Consider the following 17,403-nt stretch of genomic DNA (forward strand, 5'->3'; position numbering starts at 1 on the left):
AACGAAGGCTAAAACCATCACATCCTGTGATAACGCCTTCGTGACCAACATCGTGTTGGCCCGAGACCCTGCAGCGAAGCGAAGCGGCTCATCGGGCGCCCCCAGGAAGCTCTGCTCTGCGCGAAAGCGAAGCGTCAGCGGCAAAGCGCCCAGCCGGAACGGAAATCAACCACACGTTTTGATGATAAGCCGCAACTTTAACGATTTCACCATATTCTTGTAATTACAGTTACAATTACTTTTATTAACTACTTAACAAATCCATATAAAACGATTCCTGTTGCCACTGCTACATTTAAAGACTCCGCTTGTCCCAAAATTGGAATAATAATATTTTGATCTGTCATTGAAAGTAGTTGTGGTTGAATACCACTACCTTCATTCCCCATCATTATCGCGAATGCACCAGTATGTTCAATATCACTATAGGCAACTGCATCCTCATCTAAAGCAGTTCCGAATACTGGCACATCATTGTCTTGCAGCTGCTCAATCCATTCCTCTAAATCGCCACGAAGGACAGGGATGTGGAAATGTGAGCCTTGTGCAGAGCGAAGCGTTTTAGGATTATATATATCAGCACAGCCCTTGCCAAGAATTACTGCGTCCAAACCAGCTGCATCCGCAGTACGAATCATCGTCCCAATATTCCCTGGATCTTGGACAGCATCAATTAGTAGCACCTTGCGCCATGAAGCCATTACATCATCTTCTAACAAAGGCTGCTTACAAACTGCAAATACACCTTGAGATGTCTCCGTTTCAGCAAACTCTTTGACAACAGCCGCTGTTACTTCTATGGTCGCTACATTATCAATCGGCCAAAGCATTGGTAAATCTACACCTTCACGTACAATTAGCTGCAGTACCTGCTCCTTATTTTTTAATGCTTCCTCCACCAAATGGAATCCCTCTACTATGAATTCTCCAGATCTTTCACGCTCTTTCCGTGTTGTTGCTAGCTTCTTCCAATATTTCACTAACGCATTTTGCGTAGATTCAATTTTTTTCATCGTTCCTCGTACCGCCTTTTTCCTATATAATGTTCATTATTATACAGTAGAAAACGACAATTACATAGTCATGCATAAAACAGTTTAATTGTTATTTTTCTGTTGACCAACCATTGGCAAGAAAGCCCCCGGAAATCAACCCCACGCTATGACGACGAGATTCATGCTAATAAATTTTTCCATCACCGGAATTTCGGGATGACATTTTGTTAAAACGTATACCATGTGAATAAGTTGATCTTCGTTCCGGCTGGGCGACTCCTTGGGGATTAGCAATAGAGGAAGGCTAAAAGCATCACATCCTGTGATAACGCCTTCGTGACCAACATCGGTGCTGTTGCTGTCGCTGCGCTTTCGCACAAACAAAACCCTCTGCTGCCGCTTCGTTAGCACTACGCTTTCGCGCAGAAAACATCTGTTGGCCCGAGACCCTGGAGCGCAGCGAAGCGGCTCATCGGACGCCCCCAGGAAGCTCTGCTCTGCGCGAAAGCGAAGCGTCAGCGGCAAAGCGCCCAGCCGGAACGGAAATCAACCCCACGCTATAGAAATGAGCAAAATTATTCCCTACTAGATAATGATGGAATTCAGTGATATATGTTATAATTTTCAATATTTTAAGAATGCACAATGAGGATGAAAATAAATGAAAAAAAATGTACATGTAGTAGGTGCAATTATAGAAAATGATAAGCAAGAAATTTTTTGTGCGTTAAGAAATCCTAATATGGTACTAGCAAATTATTGGGAATTTCCTGGTGGTAAAATCGAAGAGGGCGAATCGCCTGAGCAAGCTTTATCTCGTGAAATATTAGAGGAATTTAATTGCTCTATACAAGTTGGGGAAAAGGTTGAAGATACCGTTTATGAATATGAAAAATTTATAGTACGCCTAGAAACATTTAAAGCGTCAATTATAAAAGGTGAGCCGGTTCTACTTGAACATACTGCAATTAGATGGGTTCCTCGACATGAACTTCTAAATCTTAATTTTGCTCCTGCTGACATTCCAGCGTTAAATAAAATACTTGCAGAAAAATAGTGATAACGAGAAACTTTAATCAGTGGAGATTTTCTTCATCTCCCACTGATTATTAGTCTTCACCAATCGAACTTTTATGGGAGTTAATGCGGGAGAAAAGAGCAGAATCCCCTAGCATTCTGCTCTTTCTATTTTCTATCCCCTCATTTAAAGCCATTTTTTATTTGGCGGAATACTTTGAGGAAAATTAAAGACATTAAACGGATCGTATTTTCCCTTCACTTCTCTAAGCATTCTAAGATTAAGACCATAATAGGCAGTTGGCCAATCTTTTATAAAACGATCTGGGAAATTTACATAATCACCAGTAGTGAAAGGTGATAAAGCCCGTCTTAAATTCTCCACCCACTGAATGTTTTTTTCTTCCTCTTTAGGCTTTTTCCACGAAGTAATATACTCCTGGGCCATTAAAGCATTTCTATAAAAATAAGCTGTTCGGCTTGACGCAATTTGACTTACCGCTCCTCTAAGCGATTGCTGCCAAATGGACGCATTTCTATTGGGTGCGTTAGATAAAAATTCTTTCATTTGTACAATGGCAGCATGAGGGAATGGCCTTTCAATAAACGATCCTGATCTTTTACGAAGGGCTGGTTTGTTGCCGCTCGGTAAGTCAAAAAATTCTACAGCTTTACTATACGGTACTTCCTTTATCCATATATTCGTTGGTGAACCTGTTTTCCTTATAGGACGGAGTAGTTTCTTTAGCTCAGATGCTGTACCTATAAACTCACCTTGAGCAACAATTTCACCAACTTCCTTAGATTTAAGCTCAATCTGTGAGGTCAAGCGTTCATCTGTATACGGTGCCCATTTTTGCCACGCGTCAAAGGCACGTTCAAAATCTTCCCATCCCCATGTAATGGAGAAAATCGATACGTTAGAAATAGGATGTAGATTAAATGTAAGAGCTGTAACGATGCCAAAATTCCCACCGCCCCCGCCACAACTTGCCCAAAATAAATCACTATTTTTCTGCTTGTCAGCTTGGATTACTTCAGCACCTTCATGACCACTTGCAACAACCATTTCAAGTTCTAATAGATTGTCACATGTTAGCCCAAATGGACGCGATAGCATGCCAATTCCTCCACCAAGCGTCAAACCAACAACCCCTACACTACCTTCAGTTCCCGCTGAGATTGTAAAACCATTTTCCCATAATACCCGATACACTTTTCCTAAATTAGCACCTGCTTCAATTCTCGCTGTCATATCTTTCTGGTTAATTGTTATGTCATTCATTTCACTAACATCTATAACAAGACCTTCATTTAATAATGAATAATTTTCATAGTTATGTCTCCCACTTCTGATTCGAAATGGTTCGTTATTTTCTCTCGCCCATCTTAATGCATGGATAACGTCTTTCGTACTTTGACAAAATACAATGATACTCGGAAATTTGGGATCATTTAAATTATTATTTGTTCTTGCTTGCTCATAGTCCGGATCTTTAGGGGTAACAATTCTTCCTGTGAGCTTAACTTTCTTCAATATACAGCTCCTCTCTCAAATGATGCATTGCATATGTTTTATCCTATGCATATCACTTGGAAAGAATATGAAGATTGAAATTTTTATCACGTAAAAATGAAAGATAAATGCTCATTCTCTTTATTCATACATATGATGCTATATTGAAACCACTAAGGAGGTGTCCTAATGATTATTCATGTGGTGAGCGCTGGTGAAACACTTTGGCAAATTGCACACAGCTATTTCGTACCTATCAATTCCATTATCCAGTTAAACGCATTATCGAATCCAGATCAGTTAGCAATCGGACAATCACTCGTTATCCCCTCGCCTTATACAACTCATATTGTAAAAGGCGGAGACACTTTATGGTCGATTGCCAAACATTATGGTGTGACTATGCAATCAATTATCACAGAAAATCATTTAACGAATCCAGATGTTTTAACACCTGGAACTAGGCTAGTTATTCCACCCACTACACATATTGTGCTACCAGGAGAGACTTTATCGCAAATTGCCACGCAATATGGAACAACTGTGCAAGCTATTGTTTTAGAAAATGAAATTCCAAATCCAAACATGATTTATGCTGGCACGCATTTGATTATTCCAAGAGCAAAGCCTTCTATTGAAGTAAATGCTTATACGTATCAAGAGCCTAAAGAAGCTGTGCAGTCCATTAACGCGATTGGACATCTACTTACTTATTTTAGCCCCTTTGCTTATATGGTGAAGGAGGATGGAACACTACAGCCTATAAATGATAAAGAAATGATTGATGCTGCTATTGCCAAAAACATTACACCTATGCTGACACTTACGAATTTCTCTTCCACAGAAGCCGGTTCCAACTTATCACATGTTATTTTATCTAGTGCAGAATTACGGGAAAAGGTTATCAACAACACTTTGCAAGTGATGCAGGAAAAGGGCTATAAAGTTCTAAACGTTGATTTTGAGAACGTTCTTCCAGCAGATCGGGAAAATTACAACACTTTCCTCCAATTAGCTGTTGATCGTCTTCATCCAAAAGGATTCCTAGTATCAACGGCACTTGCGCCAAAAACGAGCGCAACGCAGGCAGGCACTTTATATGAGGCACATGATTATGAAGCGCACGGAAGAATTGCTGACTTTGTCATTTTGATGACATATGAGTGGGGATACCGACTTGGTCCGCCACAAGCAATTTCACCCATTAACGAAATGAGAAAAGTTGTGGAATATGCTTTATCAGTTATGCCTGCTGACAAAATTTTTTTAGGTTTTCAAATTTATGCTCGCGATTGGCTTCTACCGCATGTTAAAGGTCAAGAGGCAGAAACATTCAGCTCTCAAGAAGCCATTAACAGAGCAATAAAACATGGCGCAACCATTCAATATGATAGGACGGCACAGTCGCCTTATTTCCGATATGTCGATGAACAAGGTAGAAATCATGAGGTATGGTTTGAAGATGCTAGAAGTGCACAAGCTAAGTTTGACATGACGAAGCAATATAATCTTCGAGGTATTAGTTATTGGGCATTAGGTTTTCCTTTCCCACAAAACTGGGCGTTATTAAATAATGATTTTTCGATTAAAAAGGTTTCATTATAAAACGTTTAGGTTGATTTCGGTAGACCAGACGCTTTCTAGGATGTCCGATGAGCTTTTTTAGTCAAAAAGTTGTTGATTACGAAGGCGTTATCATGGCATAGTTTACGCATTTTAGGCTGTACTATTAATATTAACCCAAAAAAGTTCTAAACATTTCTACAATATATTCTTACCTTTCCCTAGTTTTTCCCATGATAAAAAATCGAATTCAAAGCCATATTAAGAAATATCAAAACGAAAGGAGAAACTAAACATGGGAAGAGACAATAAGCAAGGGCAAAGCGCTAACAAAGGATCATTGCCTCAAACGCCAAAAAACCAAAAAATAGCGCCTAACAAAGTTAGTGAAGCAGCCAATGAAGAATTTTCTCAAGAGTTTATGAACCTAATTAATTCGGTCACTAAAGAAGGCAAGACAAAAAAATAAGGGGGGCTTCAAGTGGTTTTTGAACGTGCACAAGAAATTGTCGCCTCACCGAAAGAATATGAAGTAAGCTATAATGGCGTATCTATTTGGATTGACAAGCTTCACGATGATGGTATAACTGCAACTGTTCATTTACGGCGTTCTTTAGAGGAACGATCCGAAGTGGACATAGGAGAATTAAAGGAAGAGTACCTCGTACATTAGACTTTATAAAAAACTGCTTACTTCCTGTGATGAAGTAAGCAGTTTTCATTTTGTTGAAAAACTATTAAGTCAATAAATTAAGGTAGGTATCCTATTTAAATAAAGTATTGCACTTCGGCAAAACGAGTGTTTATATTCTGGCATGTCATTCTAACTTCTATCCGTCACTTTGACGGTTATATCCACGACTTTGGCTGTTCTATCCACGATTATGACGGCTCTATCCACGACTTTGGCTGTTCTATCCACGATTTTGACGGCTCTATCCACGACTTTGGCTGTTCTATCCACGATTATGACGGCTCTATCCACGACTTCGGCTGTTCTATCCACGATTTTGACGGCTCTATCCACGATTTTGACGGTTCTATCCACGACTTTGGCTGTTCTATCCACGATTTTGACGGCTCTATCCACGACTTTGGCTGTTCTATCCACGATTTTGCGGCTCTATCCACGACTTTGGCTGTTCTATCCACGATTTTGACGGCTCTATCCACGACTTTGGCTGTTCTATCCATCGCTTAACTTTTCACCTCTGATAATCCCAAGTTTAAATTACGAAATCCTCTTCATATCTAAACTCTTTTAAAACATTTCTTGCTCGACTGTGTAACTCGTTAAAGTTATTGGAAATCTCTTCAGCGGAAATAGGCTTACTAAATAAATAGCCCTGAATATAATCGCAATCACCGTCTATAAGGAAAGCAAGCTGCTCCACTTCTTCAATTCCTTCGGCAACAACCTTTAATCTTAAATGCTTCGCCATTGATAAAATCATCGAAACGAGCGCTTCATCATTTGGATTATGTTGAATATTTCGTACGAACGCCCGGTCAATTTTTAAGCAATCTATCGGAAAATCTTTTAAATATGAAAGCGACGAATACCCTGTCCCAAAGTCATCAACAGCGATTTGGATACCAATTTCCTTTAATTCATGAAGTAGCTGTGTTATTTGATCGATGTTCATCGTCATACTTTCCGTAATTTCTAATTGTAAGTATTTTGGTTCTAATTTTGTACATTGTAAAATTTCTTGTACCATATGCACGAAATCTTGCTGGAATAATTGGCCGATAGATAAATTTACGGCAACTTTCATCGGTGGCAAACCTTGCTCATTCCATATTTTCGCTTGAGAGCATGCCGTCTCTAAAATCCATTTCCCTAAAGGAATAATAAGGCCAGATTCTTCTGCAATTGGGATAAACAGCTCAGGTGAAACAAATCCACGGGTTGGATGACGCCAACGTACGAGCGCTTCTACAGATTCAATTTTACCCGTTTTTAAATTTACTTGAGGCTGAAAATCCAAGTGAAATTCTTCATTAGCTAATGCTTTATGGAGCTCTTGTTCAAGCAATATACGATCAGCAAGGCCATTTGACATATATGGCTTATAAAAAAGAACTCTTTGAGGTATTTGACTCGCTTCCCTCATCGCTAACTGAGCATGCATTAAAAGCTCTTCACCTGAGCAATTTTCTTCATGCAGGGCAATTCCAATATTAAGATTCCCGTTGAGTGTAAATAGTTGTACTTGTAATGGTCTTTTCATAGTGCTCTTCAAGTTCAAGCAAAATTGTAGTAACTCTTCTCTCGTCTTCACATGATTAATATAAATAATAAACTGCCCCTCAAGAAGTTTTGTAGCAAAATAATGAGGCGGTAATATAGCTTGAATTCTCTCAGCTACAAGCTTCATCATTGTATTAGAATAATTAATACCTATAGATGAGCGGATAGCAGCAAGGCGATCAATCTCAATTGCAATGATTGCTCTTTGACAACTATTGTCATGTAAATCCTCTTTTAAGGTTTTCAATAATAAATGTTCATTTGGAAGCTTTGTAATATCATCGTGAAAAGCTTGAAAATGAAGCTCCTGCTGCGAATGCTCAAGATCTCTCTTGATTTTTAAAAGTTGTTGATATGGTTTTTCAACAGTTGTATAGTAAATGGCTTTTAGGAAAAAGAAGAATGCAAAAAATTGATAAATTAATGCTGAAAAGCCCCAAATTGATTTCAAATCTTGAATGGACGCAAAGAAAATATCACTAATAATTAAGTAAATTGAAGCGCTAATAAGCCAAATAACTCGTTTGGGTAACTGTTTTATAGACTTACTTAAAATCACTATCGTTATACCTTGTAAGACAGCAGACATGGAATGAACAATAGTGCTAGCTTTTAACAACAATTGTGCTTCAAGTAAAAAATATGTAGAAGAGAAATACACTAATAAAAAGCTCAGTATTACAAATAATAAGGAACTGCCATATGTATAAATACGATCATTTATCGTTAAGCGTTTTTTTGGCTTTACAATAATTAAGAGAAAACCGATTGATAAGCATAAACGCATTATTAAATGCAGCCATGTTATCATATATGATGTTTCAGCCATTGGAAATTGAGCAATAACCAAGCTCACCATTTCCAACAAGGCGATAATAAAAAATAAATTACCTATGTATAATGTTTGATTTGATAATAAGTGAGAAAAAACGAGCCAAGATTGAATAGCGATTGCCATTGTAAAAACAATTATTAGTATTTGTATAATCAAGTTCAAACAAATGTAACTTTCTTCCTTAAAAAAACCAAATACCTGATTGCTTAAACCTAATAGTGGCATGACTAGGAATAATGGCAATACTATATACCAAATTTCTTTCTTTTTTATCTCTAATCGATTCAATCCTTGTTCCAACAGAAACCCTCCATACCAATATTCATCAAATTATACGGGTAATATCACCTATATAAAGGAAAAATAAAACTAAAAATTGTACTTTTTTTTGACTTATTACGAATCATAGCATTTTTATTGGAGGTTGTATGCAAATATAAAAAGTATGCCAATATTCATTTTTCTCTGAAATTAGCATACTTTTAATGCTTTATGGCACTATTCGTCTATAGAATATAACAACTCGCGAAGCTTAAGCATTATTCTTGTACGTCTTTTTTTAACTGCCTCTACAGATAAACCTAGTTCTGTAGCAATTTCCAAGTAACTATAACCTTCTACATAAAAAAGTAGTAATATTTTTCTTTCCTCAAATTTCAAATGAGACATAATACATTCTATAAGAACTGGATTTCTTTCACTTATTGCATGATCTCGAATATAATTTATCGTTTCATGATCCATAGGTGTATTCATATTTTCAAAACTCTTTTCTTTTGAAAGCTCTTTTAAAATTTCTCCTTTAACGGTTGTATAAATATAAGCAGAAAACAGTCCTTTTGTTTGATCCGCTTTACGCCAAGCATTCCACACGGCTATGGATGCTATATGACGATAATACTCAAAATCCTTATAAATTTGGCACTTTAACAAAATCGACGTGATCATCGGCTGGACTAATTCTAAAACTTCATCAAATGGTAGTTCAGGTGATAACTTTTGTTTATTTTGCTGTGTTGTCATCCTATTGTCCTGTCGACTGTGCACAGTCCATTATTCCTAGGTACCTCTATCTTAGTTATTATGCTACGAGGATGTCGAACAGCCCTTTTATCAATATGAACAACAAGTTTTCATAAGCACTTTTTAATATTTATACACAACAATAGTGTGATATTTCAAAAATCATATGTTTTAAATTCTTTCAGCAGATGTCTTTTGTAGCGAAAGCGAAGCGTCAGCTACAGAAGTTAAAACCTCCGGCGGATGTCACGGAAATCGGAAAGGAGTTCTTAGGGGATGTTAGCCTAAAACCATCGCATCCATGCGATAACGGCTAACTGACCTGCATCGGTAAAAACGCCACGTCCTGTGGCATTACCGAAATGACTGACATCGTGTCGGCCCTCGTGCAGGCCTATGCACAATGCCGATTCCGGACGCATTGTTTATCTGCGCGAAAGCGTAGCGACAGCGGCAAATGTTTTCTGTAGCGAAAGCAAAGCGACAGCTACAATTATGCCGAGGCATAATTGATCTGTAACTCTATACATATTTCTTAAAGGGTTGGACAAATTACTACAAAGGAGGCGAAATAGATGAATTTTCAAATAAGAGATGCGATTACGACTAACGTACATGGTCAATCAGCGGCTGAATTTAAGGATATTGTCGAGGATGCAATTAATCGTGGTGAAGAGCATTTACTACCAGGGCTTGGTGTGTTTTTCGAAAAATGGTGGCAGCAATCTAGTCCTACTGAGCAGGATGCATTTGTTCAAAAACTTGAAAAAGTTTTTGCTCACTAATTTTTTATAGGCAGTTCATTCCATTTCCAATTAATGCATGATAAAGTTTAATTTATCAGAAAATTAGGAGGGATTGGAATGACTGTTGCTGTAGAATTAATAGTAAATCAACTAAAAAAGGTTTTATCTGAAGAACAGGTGTCAACAAACGAAACGGTGCGACAGCTACATGGAAAGGATGAATCTCATCATAAAATGAGTTTACCAGATGTCGTTGCCTTTCCTCGTTCCACGGCCGATGTCAGTGCCATCTTGAAAATTGCGCATGCGGAACGTGTACCAGTCGTACCTTTTGGTGTTGGCTCAAGCTTAGAAGGTAATGCAATTCCCATTGCAAATGGCATTTCTATCGATTTCTCCGAAATGAATGCTATTTTAGAAATTCGACCAGATGACCTGCTAGTAAAAGTACAACCGGGTGTAACACGTGCCCAATTGAATAAAGAGTTAAAAAAACATGGACTTCAATTCACAGTTGACCCGGGTGCTGATGCTACACTTGGTGGAATGGCAGCAACGAATGCCAGCGGGACAACCGCAGTACGCTACGGTGTTATGCGTGATCAAGTACGAGACTTAGAGGTTGTACTCGCAGATGGTTCGGTCATTCATACCGGTAGCTTAGCTGCAAAGTCTTCTTCTGGTTATCACTTGAATGGCCTTTTCATTGGCTCTGAGGGTACGCTAGGTTGCTTTACAGAGTTAACTTTACAAGTCTATGGTATACCCGAATTTGTAGCGGCGGGACGTGCAGTTTTTGCGACAGTTGGCGATGCTGTCAGTGCAGTAACCGCATTGCTGCAAGTGGGCATTTCAATTGGCCGTGTTGAACTGGTCGATGAAGCCTCTATTAAACAAGCAAATATTTATAATGAAACATCCTATGATGAAAAACCAACATTATTTTTAGAATTCCACGGAAATGAAGCAGGTATGCATGCCGATATAGAATTTGCTAGAGAAATTTTTGAGGACTTTGGCTGTCTTTCTGTTGAATTTGAACAAGACAATGCAGCTCGTAATAAGCTCTGGGAGGCGCGCCATTCATTGGCCTATGCATATATCCATGCTTATCCGGGTAAAAAGCTTATGTCGACTGATGTTTGTGTGCCGATATCTATGCTTGCTGAATCCGTTTTGTATGCTCGTGAACAGATTGACGATGTTGGTCTTGCAGGTGGAATTGTGGGTCACGTTGGAGACGGTAACTTCCATGCCTTGCTAATGTTAGATCCAAACGATGCTGAGGAGCAAGCAAAAGCCAACCGCTTCAATGAACATATTGTCCAATTTGCTTTACTGCGTGGTGGCACTTGTACTGGTGAACATGGTGTTGGTATTGGAAAAATGAAATATCAGTCTACAGAGCACGGAACATCTCTATTAGTGATGAAGAGCATAAAAGCAGCACTTGATCCACATAACATTATGAATCCAGGGAAAATTTTTAACATGTAATAAAGATAAAACACGATCTCGCCATGAAAGGAGAGACCGTGTTTATTTTTTGAGATTATCGACTGTCACGCTCCGTCCCTTATATATTGATACTGCCTCTACTGGCGGAACATGGATCATGACAACATTAGATCCTGATTTCCATTTCGGCTCTTACTTTATGCCAGCAACCGAGCGATTCCTTGAAGGCTTTTTCCCATACTTAGCCTATGGAACAATTTAATAAAAGCTGATTTAATGACAAATGCCATAGAAAAAGGGTGAATCAACCCTTTTCCTATGGCATAAAAATTTAACAGGAATTTATAAATCATAGCGGAAACTTTTTACAAGCTTAGCTCCCTTATAAAACTCTTTAGATTCATCCCTTACGAAGCCCAGCGATAAATAAAGATTAATGGCAGCCTGCATAATATCACCTGAGTGCAAATATAATGCTTGATCCTGACGATTGCGTGCAAAGTCGAAGCTTTCATGTAATAATTTTTTAGCAACACCTAGCCCTCTACCTTTAGGATGGACGCCCAGTAAGCGGACAATGGTAGATTTTATGTCAAGCTCCGGTAAACCATATGCTTTTTCAGAATCTGTAAATAATTGCAAACCTCCTACAATCTCATCGCCACGCTTTGCTACTAAAATGGTTTCTGCATTAGGATTACCAACAGATGCGCGAATATCACTTAAGTACGATGCCCAGTCCTCTGGGTTTTCATATTCTTTTTCATATTGTGCATAACTTTCTACTAGAACCTCTAAATACCGTGCAAAGTCTTCCTCTTTCAAATGTTCAATCACTATTTCAGCTACTGTCATCGTTCAATCCCCTTTTCTATTTAATATCAATTATGCCACAGCATAATTACGTCTCTTAGCCTGAGTTCCTCTTTTCAGCGGATGTTTGGATACCTGTACCTGTCGCTACGCTTTCGGTACAAAAGACATTCGCTGAAAGAAGTTAAATGCCGCCCTTACTATAGGCAGTTACTCTTTTCTCAATACGATGTGCAAGCCATTCAACGATCGCTGAAACACCCCAATAAATTAGCCCAACAGCGATAAAAGCCTCCAAAAACTTTAAATTAATAGAAGCAACAATATTCGCAACCCCAGTTAACTCTTTAACCGAAAGGAAAAATGCTAGTGACGTGGCATGTAAGAAACCAATAAAGACATTTGTGAAGTTAGGAATGGATTTACTAAATGCTTGGGGCAATATATAGCGTCGCATCGCCTGTGAAAATGTTAAACCAACTGCATAAGCTGCCTCTAGCTGTCCCTTTGGTACACTTAAAATACCGGACCGAATTATTTCGGAAGCATAAGCTCCTGCACTTAGCGTCAAAGCCAAAATAACAAAAACTAAAATAGGGATAGAGCTTGATTGAAACTCAAGTTTTAATGCCCTTGCAATGATATCAACAACAATTGGTATTCCAAAATAAACAAGCATAATGTGCATAATGATTGGTGTGCCTCTAAAAAAAGATACGTAAAAATTCATCAATGGTGCGAGAAATTTCGTTTGTTGTATCCGAACAAAAGCAACGATTATGCCGATTAAAGTGCCCAATAAGACAGGTGTAACTGCCATGAACAACGTTAACGGCAATACTTTACTAATTTCTTTTAAGGCTTCAAAAATAAAAGCAATATCTATAGTCATAGCATTACCCCCTAGCTAGATGCAGCTTCCTTTGGCATATATCGATTAAGATACCGTTCATTGCGCTTTAATACCTTTTCTAACAGCATAACTATGACATAATAAACGATTGACAGCGCCAAATATATCTCTAGCGCCCTAGTCGTTGAAGCAATAAGCGTTTCTCCACGTCCCACCATATCCATGACACCAATTGAAAATGCTAAAGACGTATCCTTTAATGAACTTATCATCGTATTTGCCATATTAGGAAAGGCAACACGAATCGCCTGAGGGAGAACAATACGTAGAAAGGCCTGTATTCCACTTAATCCAACTGAATAAGCTGCCTCCATTTGTCCACGATCAACTGTTAAAATAGCCGCTCTAAAAATCTCCGCAAACGATGCAGCATTGCTCAAAGAATAAGTAATAATCACAAAATACATAGCATCCATTCTCGTTACATCAATATGCACAAGTTTCAATAATGCTGGTATACCGTAAAACACTAAAAACAATTGCACTAAAATCGGCGTACCTCGAATAAACGAAATATAAACCGTTATGATTTGCTTCAAAATTGGTATGTGAAGCAGCTTTGGTATAGTGATCACTATACCGAGTAGCATGCCAAAAATAGTAGCGAATACTAAAATTTCGAGTGTTACTGGTAAATACTGAAGCAATATTGGAAGTACTTTTGCAATTAGTGTGAAGTCAAAGTCATTAGCCATACTTCCTTCTCCCTCTCCTATTTCGTTTAGAAGTCTACCGTATAATCGTCACCTAGCCATTTTTTACTTAGCTTACTAATGACGCCTTCTGCCTTTAATTCCCGAACGGCATCATCAAGTCGCTCCTGTAAGACAACCTCGTCTTTATTTAATAAGAAGTAAACTTTTGAATTTAATAAAGCATCTCCTACAACCTTCTCCTGTGCCTCATTACTTTCGTTATAGTACTTTACTGCAAATGGTGTTGTAACGATTGCATCAATTCGACCTGTTGCAAGTTGATTGTGAACATCAACCGAGCCGGACGAATAGACAATATTTGCACCTAAATTATGATCCTTATTGTATTTCTCTAAATAGACAGCAGAGTTACTAGTTGGTGAAACACTAACGTTTTTCCCCTTCAAATCATCAATGGATTGAATAGACTTGTTTTTTGCATTGACTGTTACTTGTAATGGAAATACATTATAAGGCTCTTTATTAAAGAGAAATTTCTCCTCTCGTTCACTATTGACTTCCATTTGATGGGCAATAAAGTCAATTTTCCTTGTCTCTAAACTTAATAATAAATTTGAAAATTCCATTGTTTTAAATTCAAATTCATATTCTGGTAGCTTCTCATCAATGGCACGAACAAGCTCTACATCATAACCTGTTAAATTCCCCTTGTCATCAATGAAACAAATATTTGGAAATTGGGTTCCTGTACCAACAATAATTTTTTGAACGCCCTTTCCACCTTGTGCTGCATTATTTTCACTAGTATCCCCTTCGGACTTTTCCGTACTTGTACAAGCTGTTAAAAGTAAAACTAGCAACATTAATAAATAAAATGATATTTTTTTCATAAAATCCCTCTCTTCTTATGCATGCGATGGTAGATCAACAGCAAGTACTGCTTTTAAATGCTCCAGTCCAATTTCTGTTACTGCTTTAAAGACGCCATTTGCTCCAATTTCGACAACCGGAACATAACGGACACCATATTTTGCTTCAAGGATGTCACGGAATGCATCATGATGTGTTACATCCACTGTTTTATAAGAAATGCCTTGTTGTTGTAAATAAGTTTTCACTTCATCACAATAACTACAGCCTTGCTTTGACCATACAATTACATCTATATTTTTTGCCATGTTCATTTCCTCCTTAGCTTACCGCTTCTTTTTGTTGTAAATTGATTGGACTTAATAGCTCAAATGATCGTTCCCGTTCAAATTCCTTCAACACAGGCGTATGCAAGATAAACTCATCAATTTGATAGCGCACATGATAGTCATCTAATATCGTTTTAATATCTTCTGGAGTACCGCATACAATATCTGCATCATATTGCTTCACCGTAAATATCTCTCCAGATTCCTGACCAAATTTCTCTGCTAGCTCTACCGATTGTAATGTTAGGCTTCGGCCACTCGCTAAATGCACCTTCGTAATTTTTTGATCACCAATTAACTCTTTCGCTTCTTCTTTTGTAGGGGCTGCAATGGCCGCAATAGAGACGGCAAAATGACCGTTTGGATAATGCGCGCGATAAGCTGTAGCTGCTTCTGCTAACACATCATTGTCACTATTAATAAATCGAGCAAAGACAAACGCAATGCCTAGTGTGCCTGCAAGTGCGGCACTTTGTGGACTTGCTCCAAGTAAAAATAACGTTGGCTTTACCTTTGGAATCGGTGTTGCCTGTACGCCAGATAACTCGTGTTCCGACGGTATTGTTTGATCAATTAATTGCTGTAAAAATGTTAATCTTTCCTCGAAATCTTCGCCTTTATTGAATGTACCATATTGCAACGCCTTCGTTGATAGAGGTAAACCACCCGGTGCTTTACCTAAGCCTAAATCAACTCGGCCTGGCTCCAATGATGCGAGAACGTGAAAATTTTCTGCTACTTTGTAAGGGCTGTAGTGCTGTAACATCACTCCACCCGATCCAATATTGATAGTCTTTGTTTTAGCGAGTAGATAAGATACTAATACCTCTGGAGATGACCCCGCTAATGTATCTGTATTATGGTGCTCTGACACCCAAAAACGTGAGTAGCCCCATTGCTCCGCTTTTTGTGCTAAAACCACTGTTTTTTGTAAAGTCTGCTCGTTCGTTGCATCCTCAATAATAGGACTTTGATCTAATATGCCTAATGAATAGCTCATACATTGCCTCCTCAAACACTTTTATTCACATACATTTACTAGGTTTTTAGACAGACTGTTTGACATAACGGCTTTCTTTAAATGGTAAACCTAAGTTACCGCGTAATGTGTCTGCCTCATATTCTTCACGGTACAGTCCTCTTGTTTGTAAAATCGGCACAACCTTATCTACAAAATCATCCAGTGCTCCAGGTACAGTAACACCTATAATAAAGCCATCAGCCGCCTCTTGTTCAAACCATTCCTGCACGAGGTCAGCAACATGCTCTGCTGTACCAAAGAATGCTGTTTTTGGAGTTGCTTCACGTAAAGCAACTTGTCGCAATGTTAGCTCTTCTTGTTTGGCATATTTTTTAATATAATCAGTCGTACTTCTAAAGCTATTTGCTCCTATATCACCAAGCTCTGGGAACGGAGCATCTACATCATATTGTGTAAAATCATGATGATCGAAATATCGACCAAGATAAGCAAGTGCACGCTCTATCGAAACGAGCTCAACGATTTCCTGATACTTCGCTTCTGCTTCCTCAAGCGTATCGCCAATAATCGGAGAGATTCCTGGGAAAATTTTCACTTCATCTGGATTGCGTCCAAATGCTGCAACCTCAGTCTTTACTCTTTTATAAAATTTCTGTGACTCTTCTAATGACGTACCATGTGTAAAAATTGCGTCTGCATCCTTTGCCGCTAATCGAATACCCGCATCCGAAGAACCCGCTTGGAAAATAACGGGCTGCCCCTGCTTAGAGCGCGCAATATTTAGCGGACCTTGTACTGAAAAATAGTTGCCCTGATGATTCAATGTGTGTAGCTTAGTTGAATTGAAAAATACATCATTTTCAACATCTGCAATGAAAGCATCGTCTTCCCACGAATCCCACAATCCCCTTGCTACTTCTAAATATTCCTCAGCAATTTGATAACGCTCTGCGTGACTAGGATGCTGTTCAATTGTTTTATTGTAGTTCAAGGCAGTACTTTCTAATGGTGTCGTTACGACGTTCCATCCTGCACGGCCCCCGCTAATATGATCTAAAGAGGCAAATTGGCGTGCCACTGTAAATGGTTCACTATAGGAGGTTGATACAGTACCTACTAACCCGATGTTTTTAGTGGCTACTGCTAGCGCCGAAAGAATTGTTATTGGCTCGAAACGATTTAAAAAATGAGGAATCGATTTTTCATTGATGAACAAACCATCCGCAATAAAAACAACATCAAATTTCCCCTGCTCTGCCTTTTGTGCCTGCTGAATATAAAACGGCAAGCTTACACTTTGATTGCTAGCCACCTTAGGATGACGCCAACTTGAAATATTACCACCTACACCATGAATAATAGCCCCGAATCGAATGTTGTCCTGTCTCACCATATTTGTTCCTCCTAAAATCTTATTTTTACTAAACATAGTG

General features: G+C 38.5%; 19 protein-coding genes. 7 read left to right on the plus strand and 12 right to left on the minus strand.

Features of this window, described 5'->3' with window-relative positions; all coding sequences use genetic code 11:
- Positions 1-223 (plus strand): hypothetical protein (locus ACQKN2_RS22125; protein WP_427416856.1); only part of this gene is annotated, 223 nt, incomplete at its 5' end.
- Between the two features lie 25 nt (positions 224-248).
- Here ACQKN2_RS22125 and ACQKN2_RS22130 read toward each other — a convergent pair.
- Positions 249-1,013, minus strand: coding sequence for a TrmH family RNA methyltransferase (locus ACQKN2_RS22130; protein ID WP_427416857.1), 765 nt, complete (start codon positions 1,011-1,013; stop codon positions 249-251).
- A gap of 643 nt (positions 1,014-1,656) precedes the next feature.
- Between ACQKN2_RS22130 and ACQKN2_RS22135 the strand changes: the two genes are divergently transcribed.
- On the plus strand, positions 1,657-2,052 hold the full coding sequence (locus tag ACQKN2_RS22135) for a (deoxy)nucleoside triphosphate pyrophosphohydrolase (RefSeq protein ID WP_427416858.1): 396 nt from the start codon (positions 1,657-1,659) through the stop codon (positions 2,050-2,052).
- A gap of 147 nt (positions 2,053-2,199) precedes the next feature.
- Here the strand turns inward: ACQKN2_RS22135 and ACQKN2_RS22140 are convergent, their stop codons facing one another.
- A complete protein-coding gene (locus tag ACQKN2_RS22140) occupies positions 2,200-3,549 on the minus strand; it encodes an FAD-binding oxidoreductase (protein ID WP_427416859.1) in 1,350 nt (449 codons plus the stop codon).
- Between the two features lie 168 nt (positions 3,550-3,717).
- On the opposite strand from ACQKN2_RS22140, the gene ACQKN2_RS22145 reads away from it, so the two are divergent.
- From ACQKN2_RS22145 to ACQKN2_RS22155, 3 genes are all read left to right on the plus strand, one after another.
- Positions 3,718-5,133, plus strand: coding sequence for a LysM peptidoglycan-binding domain-containing protein (locus tag ACQKN2_RS22145; protein WP_427416860.1), 1,416 nt, complete (start codon positions 3,718-3,720; stop codon positions 5,131-5,133).
- Between the two features lie 253 nt (positions 5,134-5,386).
- Positions 5,387-5,560 carry a hypothetical protein gene (locus ACQKN2_RS22150; RefSeq protein ID WP_323649010.1) on the plus strand — a complete coding sequence of 58 codons (174 nt, stop codon included), beginning with the start codon at positions 5,387-5,389 and terminating at the stop codon, positions 5,558-5,560.
- 12 nt (positions 5,561-5,572) lie between these two features.
- Complete coding sequence (locus tag ACQKN2_RS22155) at positions 5,573-5,764, plus strand: small, acid-soluble spore protein, H family (RefSeq protein WP_427416861.1); 192 nt, start codon at positions 5,573-5,575, stop codon at positions 5,762-5,764.
- Positions 5,765-5,914: 150 nt separating this feature from the next.
- Here ACQKN2_RS22155 and ACQKN2_RS22160 read toward each other — a convergent pair whose 3' ends face one another.
- The 3 genes from ACQKN2_RS22160 to ACQKN2_RS22170 all read right to left on the minus strand — a co-directional run bounded on the left by ACQKN2_RS22160 (position 5,915) and on the right by ACQKN2_RS22170 (position 9,203).
- Positions 5,915-6,202 (minus strand): hypothetical protein, encoded by a 288-nt coding sequence (locus ACQKN2_RS22160; RefSeq protein WP_427416862.1) that lies wholly within the window; start codon positions 6,200-6,202, stop codon positions 5,915-5,917.
- Between the two features lie 115 nt (positions 6,203-6,317).
- Positions 6,318-8,480 (minus strand): bifunctional diguanylate cyclase/phosphodiesterase, encoded by a 2,163-nt coding sequence (locus ACQKN2_RS22165; protein WP_427416863.1) that lies wholly within the window; start codon positions 8,478-8,480, stop codon positions 6,318-6,320.
- 198 nt (positions 8,481-8,678) lie between these two features.
- A complete protein-coding gene (locus ACQKN2_RS22170; protein ID WP_427416864.1) occupies positions 8,679-9,203 on the minus strand; it encodes a sigma-70 family RNA polymerase sigma factor in 525 nt (174 codons plus the stop codon).
- Positions 9,204-9,778: 575 nt separating this feature from the next.
- Between ACQKN2_RS22170 and sspI the strand changes: the two genes are divergently transcribed.
- Entirely contained in the window at positions 9,779-9,988 is a 210-nt protein-coding gene (gene sspI / locus ACQKN2_RS22175) for a small acid-soluble spore protein SspI (RefSeq protein ID WP_323649017.1), read from the plus strand.
- Between the two features lie 78 nt (positions 9,989-10,066).
- Positions 10,067-11,446, plus strand: coding sequence for an FAD-binding oxidoreductase (locus ACQKN2_RS22180; protein WP_427416865.1), 1,380 nt, complete (start codon positions 10,067-10,069; stop codon positions 11,444-11,446).
- A gap of 303 nt (positions 11,447-11,749) precedes the next feature.
- Here the strand turns inward: ACQKN2_RS22180 and ACQKN2_RS22185 are convergent, their stop codons facing one another.
- From ACQKN2_RS22185 to ACQKN2_RS22215, 7 genes are all read right to left on the minus strand, one after another.
- Positions 11,750-12,262: an N-acetyltransferase family protein gene (locus ACQKN2_RS22185; protein ID WP_427416866.1), complete on the minus strand. Its 513-nt coding sequence runs from the start codon at positions 12,260-12,262 to the stop codon at positions 11,750-11,752.
- Positions 12,263-12,404: 142 nt separating this feature from the next.
- Positions 12,405-13,112 (minus strand): amino acid ABC transporter permease, encoded by a 708-nt coding sequence (locus ACQKN2_RS22190; RefSeq protein ID WP_427416867.1) that lies wholly within the window; start codon positions 13,110-13,112, stop codon positions 12,405-12,407.
- Between the two features lie 11 nt (positions 13,113-13,123).
- Positions 13,124-13,828, minus strand: a complete 705-nt coding sequence (locus tag ACQKN2_RS22195) for an amino acid ABC transporter permease (protein ID WP_427416868.1) — start codon at positions 13,826-13,828, stop codon at positions 13,124-13,126.
- Positions 13,829-13,854: 26 nt separating this feature from the next.
- Positions 13,855-14,679: a transporter substrate-binding domain-containing protein gene (locus ACQKN2_RS22200; RefSeq protein ID WP_427416869.1), complete on the minus strand. Its 825-nt coding sequence runs from the start codon at positions 14,677-14,679 to the stop codon at positions 13,855-13,857.
- A gap of 15 nt (positions 14,680-14,694) precedes the next feature.
- The gene (locus ACQKN2_RS22205) at positions 14,695-14,967 is read right to left on the minus strand and encodes a glutaredoxin family protein (RefSeq protein WP_427416870.1); all 273 of its coding nucleotides are present in this window, start codon (positions 14,965-14,967) and stop codon (positions 14,695-14,697) included.
- A gap of 13 nt (positions 14,968-14,980) precedes the next feature.
- Complete coding sequence (locus ACQKN2_RS22210; RefSeq protein ID WP_427416871.1) at positions 14,981-15,988, minus strand: LLM class flavin-dependent oxidoreductase; 1,008 nt, start codon at positions 15,986-15,988, stop codon at positions 14,981-14,983.
- 46 nt (positions 15,989-16,034) lie between these two features.
- Complete coding sequence (locus ACQKN2_RS22215; protein ID WP_427416872.1) at positions 16,035-17,363, minus strand: LLM class flavin-dependent oxidoreductase; 1,329 nt, start codon at positions 17,361-17,363, stop codon at positions 16,035-16,037.
- Between the last annotated feature and the right edge of the window lie 40 nt (positions 17,364-17,403).

Origin of the sequence: Lysinibacillus sp. NPDC093688, from assembly GCF_050280145.1 — a bacterium.
Lineage (GTDB): Bacteria > Bacillota > Bacilli > Bacillales_A > Planococcaceae > Lysinibacillus > Lysinibacillus xylanilyticus_B.

What these genes read in the sequence shown, in the direction of transcription:
- ACQKN2_RS22130 (WP_427416857.1), bottom strand. Translation starts at nt 1,013, where the DNA reads ATGAAAAAAATTGAATCTACGCAAAATGCGTTAGTGAAATATTGGAAG.
- ACQKN2_RS22135 (WP_427416858.1), top strand. Translation starts at nt 1,657, where the DNA reads ATGAAAAAAAATGTACATGTAGTAGGTGCAATTATAGAAAATGATAAG.
- ACQKN2_RS22145 (WP_427416860.1), top strand. Translation starts at nt 3,718, where the DNA reads ATGATTATTCATGTGGTGAGCGCTGGTGAAACACTTTGGCAAATTGCA.
- ACQKN2_RS22150 (WP_323649010.1), top strand. Translation starts at nt 5,387, where the DNA reads ATGGGAAGAGACAATAAGCAAGGGCAAAGCGCTAACAAAGGATCATTG.
- ACQKN2_RS22170 (WP_427416864.1), bottom strand. Translation starts at nt 9,203, where the DNA reads ATGACAACACAGCAAAATAAACAAAAGTTATCACCTGAACTACCATTT.
- sspI (WP_323649017.1), top strand. Translation starts at nt 9,779, where the DNA reads ATGAATTTTCAAATAAGAGATGCGATTACGACTAACGTACATGGTCAA.
- ACQKN2_RS22180 (WP_427416865.1), top strand. Translation starts at nt 10,067, where the DNA reads ATGACTGTTGCTGTAGAATTAATAGTAAATCAACTAAAAAAGGTTTTA.
- ACQKN2_RS22185 (WP_427416866.1), bottom strand. Translation starts at nt 12,262, where the DNA reads ATGACAGTAGCTGAAATAGTGATTGAACATTTGAAAGAGGAAGACTTT.
- ACQKN2_RS22190 (WP_427416867.1), bottom strand. Translation starts at nt 13,112, where the DNA reads ATGACTATAGATATTGCTTTTATTTTTGAAGCCTTAAAAGAAATTAGT.
- ACQKN2_RS22195 (WP_427416868.1), bottom strand. Translation starts at nt 13,828, where the DNA reads ATGGCTAATGACTTTGACTTCACACTAATTGCAAAAGTACTTCCAATA.
- ACQKN2_RS22200 (WP_427416869.1), bottom strand. Translation starts at nt 14,679, where the DNA reads ATGAAAAAAATATCATTTTATTTATTAATGTTGCTAGTTTTACTTTTA.
- ACQKN2_RS22205 (WP_427416870.1), bottom strand. Translation starts at nt 14,967, where the DNA reads ATGGCAAAAAATATAGATGTAATTGTATGGTCAAAGCAAGGCTGTAGT.
- ACQKN2_RS22210 (WP_427416871.1), bottom strand. Translation starts at nt 15,988, where the DNA reads ATGAGCTATTCATTAGGCATATTAGATCAAAGTCCTATTATTGAGGAT.
- ACQKN2_RS22215 (WP_427416872.1), bottom strand. Translation starts at nt 17,363, where the DNA reads ATGGTGAGACAGGACAACATTCGATTCGGGGCTATTATTCATGGTGTA.